The following is a 3,882-nucleotide window of genomic DNA, read 5'->3' as shown; positions in this document are numbered from 1 at the left end:
CCGGCGGCGGCCTTCTCGCGCGCCAGGCGCTCGACATAGGCAACGGCCGGCTCGTCGGCCTGTGGGGTTTCATCGATGGCGGCGCTCACGGCGGTGAACGGCACCCCGATCTGGGTCAGCAGCTCACGTCGGCGCGGCGAACCAGAGGCCAGGTACAGCGCGGTCATGTGACGTCTCCGTGTCAGCGTCGGTGAGCAAAGCGGGTCAGTTGATACTCAGGCGTCGGCGCAGGCCACGCAAGGCAAAGCTGATCCAGGGCCACAGCAAGGCGCTGATGACGGCCGGCCAGACCAGCGCCAGGGTCGGCTGGCGATTGCCGGTCAGGGCACTGAGCCACAGCTGCACCAACTGCGCGAGGCCGAAGATCACCAGGATCACCAGGCTCTGCTGCCACATCGGGAACATGCGCAGGCGCTGCTGCAACGACAGCACCAGGAAGGTGATGAGGGTCAGCACCAGCGCATTCTGCCCCAGCAGCGTGCCATACAGCACGTCCTCGGCCAGGCCCAGCACGAACGCGGTGGTCATGCCGACCTTGTGCGGCAGGTTCAGGGTCCAGAAGGCCAGCAGCAAGGCCAGCCACAATGGACGGAAAATTTCCATGAACGGCAGCGTTGGCCACACGCTCAGCAACAGGCCGATCAGGAAGGTCAGCCAGACCACCCAACCGTTGCGGCTACGGGTACTGCTCATCAGTGTCTCTCCCGAGAAGTGGCCGGGGCCGTTGCCGGGGCAGCGGGTGCGGCGGCAGGAGCAGGTACGGGGGCAGCGCCAGGGGCAACCGGTGTGACCGGCGTGACCGCCGCAGGCGCGGCAGGCAGCGAGCCATCAATCGGGCTCTGGGCCTGGCGATCAGCCGCTTCCTGGGCCTGTGCGGCATCCGCGGCACGCTGCTCGGGAGTGCGGCTGTCGGAGAATACCAGCAGCATGTAGCGGCTGCGGTTGAGCGCAGCAGTCGGCACCGCGCGCACGATGGCGAACGGCTGGCCGGAGTCGTGAATCACTTCACGCACGTGGCCACGGGGTAACCGGCCGGGAAACGCTGGCCCAGGCCCGAGCTCACCAGCAGGTCGCCCTCCTTGATATCCGCGGTGTCCGCCACGTGGCGCAGTTCCAGGCGTTCGGGGTTGCCGGTGCCGCTGGCAATCGCGCGCAGGCCGTTGCGGTTGACCTGCACCGGAATGCTGTGGGTGGTATCGGTCAGCAGCAGTACCCGCGAGGTATACGGCATCAGCTCGACCACCTGGCCCATCAGGCCGCGGGCGTCGAGCACCGGCTGACCGAGCACCACGCCATCGCGCTCGCCCTTGTTGATCAGGATCCGGTGGGTAAAGGGGTTGGGGTCGACGCCGATCAGCTCGGCCACCTCGACCTTCTCATTGACCAGCGCCGAAGAGTTGAGCAACTCGCGCAGCCGCACGTTCTGCTCGGTCAGGGCCGCCAGCTTTTGCAGGCGCCCTTGCAGCAGCAAGGCTTCGGTCTTGAGTTTTTCGTTCTCGGCCACCAGTTCCGTGCGGCTGCCAAACTGGCTGGCCACGCCCTGCCACAGACGTTGCGGCAGATCGCTGATGGTGTAGGAAGGCATCAGTACCAGCGCCATCTGGCTGCGCAGCGGCTTGAGCAGGGTGAAGCGGGCATCGACCACCATCAGGGCGATCGACAGCACAACCAGCACGAGCAGGTGCACGCCCAGCGAAGGGCCTTTGGCGAAAAGCGGTTTAATAGGCCGCTCCTCGAAGAATCAGGGGGTCATTCATACGGCAACGCACCGGCCTGCTGGAGGTTGGATGGAAACGACGCCCACACGCGCGTCGCCAGCGCATACAGGTAGCACTCCGGGCGCTACCTGTAAACCGGGCGACGGCAAGGGGCTGCCAGCAAATCACTCGCTGGAGAGCAGGTCCATGGTGTGTTTGTCCATCATTTCCAGCGCGCGACCACCGCCACGGGCCACGCAGGTCAGCGGGTCCTCGGCAACGATCACCGGCAGGCCGGTTTCCTGGGCCAGCAGCTTGTCGAGGTCACGCAGCAGCGCACCACCACCGGTCAGCACCAGGCCGCGCTCGGCGATGTCGGAGGCCAACTCCGGCGGCGACTGTTCCAGGGCGCTCTTGACCGCTTGCACGATGGTCGCCAGCGACTCTTGCAGCGCTTCGAGCACTTCATTGGAGTTGAGGGTGAAGGCACGTGGCACGCCCTCGGCCAGGTTACGGCCGCGCACGTCGACTTCACGCACTTCGCCGCCTGGGTAGGCGGTACCGATTTCCTGCTTGATGCGCTCGGCAGTGGACTCGCCGATCAGGCTGCCGTAGTTGCGGCGCACGTAGGTGACGATGGCTTCGTCGAAACGGTCGCCACCGACCCGCACGGATTCGGCGTAGACCACACCGTTGAGCGAGATCAGCGCGATTTCGGTGGTACCGCCACCGATATCGACGACCATCGAGCCACGGGCTTCTTCGACCGGCAGGCCGGCACCAATCGCCGCAGCCATTGGTTCTTCGATCAGGAACACTTCACGCGCACCGGCACCAAGGGCCGATTCACGGATGGCACGACGCTCGACCTGGGTCGATTTGCACGGCACGCAGATCAGCACACGCGGGCTGGGCTGCAGGAAGCTGTTTTCGTGAACCTTGTTGATGAAGTACTGCAGCATTTTTTCGCAAACGCTGAAATCGGCGATCACACCGTCCTTCATCGGACGAATGGCAGCAATATTGCCAGGCGTACGGCCGAGCATGCGCTTGGCCTCGGTGCCGACAGCGACGACACTTTTCTGGTTGCCGTGAGTACGAATGGCCACAACCGAAGGCTCATTCAGGACGATACCGCGCTCACGCACGTAAATAAGGGTGTTGGCAGTGCCCAGGTCGATGGAAAGATCGCTGGAAAACATGCCACGCAGTTTCTTGAACATGGGAAAGTGACCCTAGGCAACGCGTGGGTAAAAAAGTGCGGCAAACTCTAACAACGGCGGGGATTTTGGGCAAGGCGCCAATATGTTAAATTGGCAGTTTTTCCGAGCAAGCCAGCACACAATCGCGGCCTTATGACCGTAAATCTGCCAGCATGTTCCTCATTCGCGGAGCAAATCCGTTTTTTGTTTTCCCTTGGAGATCCCCATGGCGCTTGAACGCTGCGACGTGGAAAAGATCGCTCATCTGGCCCGTCTGGGCCTCAATGAAGCCGATCTTCCGCGCACTACCGATGCCTTGAACAGTATTCTGGGTTTGGTCGACCAGATGCAAGCGGTCGATACCACTGGCATCGAGCCATTGGCCCACCCCCTGGAAGCCCGTCAGCGCTGCGTGCCGACGTGGTAACAGAAAGTAACCAGAGAGACAGCTACCAGGCCATCGCCCCGGCGACCGAAAGCGGCCTGTACCTGGTTCCTAAAGTCATCGAGTAAGGGAATAGAGCCTGCCATGCATCAACTGACCCTGGCCGAGATCGCCCGCGGACTCGCCGACAAAGCCTTTTCTGCCGAAGAGCTGACCCGCACGCTGCTGGCGCGCATCCAGCAACTCGACCCGCAAATCAACAGCTTCATCAGCGTCACCGACGAACTGGCGCTGAGCCAGGCGCGTGCCGCCGACGCCCGCCGCGCCGCTGGCGAAAGCGGTGCCCTGCTGGGCGCGCCGATCGCGCACAAGGACCTGTTCTGCACCCAGGGCATTCGTACCAGTTGCGGTTCGAAGATGCTCGACAACTTCGTCTCGCCGTACGATGCCACCGTGGTGAGCAAGCTGGCCGACGCCGGCATGGTCACCCTGGGCAAGACCAACATGGATGAGTTCGCCATGGGTTCGGCCAACGAATCCAGCCACTACGGCCCGGTGAAGAACCCCTGGAACCTTGAGCACGTGCCAGGCGGCTCCT

Annotated in this window: 4 protein-coding genes and 2 pseudogenes; 2 read left to right on the top strand and 4 right to left on the bottom strand. The window is 63.4% G+C overall.

Annotation, left to right across the window (positions count from 1 at the left end):
- The 4 genes and pseudogenes from G3436_RS21685 to mreB all read right to left on the bottom strand — a co-directional run.
- A partial coding sequence (locus tag G3436_RS21685; RefSeq protein WP_178116555.1) for a Maf family protein occupies positions 1–167 on the bottom strand: 167 nt, incomplete at its 3' end.
- Between the two features lie 37 nt (positions 168–204).
- A complete protein-coding gene (mreD, locus tag G3436_RS21680; RefSeq protein WP_163949310.1) occupies positions 205–693 on the bottom strand; it encodes a rod shape-determining protein MreD in 489 nt (162 codons plus the stop codon).
- Positions 693–1,693: pseudogene (gene mreC / locus G3436_RS21675) on the bottom strand (rod shape-determining protein MreC). The gene mreD and the pseudogene mreC overlap by 1 nt, the downstream one beginning before the upstream one ends.
- A gap of 189 nt (positions 1,694–1,882) precedes the next feature.
- Positions 1,883–2,920: a rod shape-determining protein MreB gene (gene mreB, locus G3436_RS21670; RefSeq protein ID WP_008371426.1), complete on the bottom strand. Its 1,038-nt coding sequence runs from the start codon at positions 2,918–2,920 to the stop codon at positions 1,883–1,885.
- A gap of 205 nt (positions 2,921–3,125) precedes the next feature.
- On the opposite strand from mreB, the pseudogene gatC reads away from it, so the two are divergent.
- Positions 3,126–3,412: pseudogene (gene gatC / locus G3436_RS21665) on the top strand (Asp-tRNA(Asn)/Glu-tRNA(Gln) amidotransferase subunit GatC).
- 16 nt (positions 3,413–3,428) lie between these two features.
- A partial coding sequence (locus tag G3436_RS21660; RefSeq protein ID WP_243667258.1) for an amidase occupies positions 3,429–3,882 on the top strand: 454 nt, incomplete at its 3' end.

The organism is Pseudomonas brassicae, assembly GCF_010671725.1.
GTDB lineage: Bacteria > Pseudomonadota > Gammaproteobacteria > Pseudomonadales > Pseudomonadaceae > Aquipseudomonas > Aquipseudomonas brassicae.
The sequence above is the reverse complement of the archived record's forward strand: the minus strand, read 5'-3'. Positions and strand labels throughout refer to the sequence as shown.

Excerpts from the sequence above, each read along its gene's own strand:
- mreD (WP_163949310.1), bottom strand. The coding sequence starts at position 693 with ATGAGCAGTACCCGTAGCCGCAACGGTTGGGTGGTCTGGCTGACCTTC.
- mreB (WP_008371426.1), bottom strand. The coding sequence starts at position 2,920 with ATGTTCAAGAAACTGCGTGGCATGTTTTCCAGCGATCTTTCCATCGAC.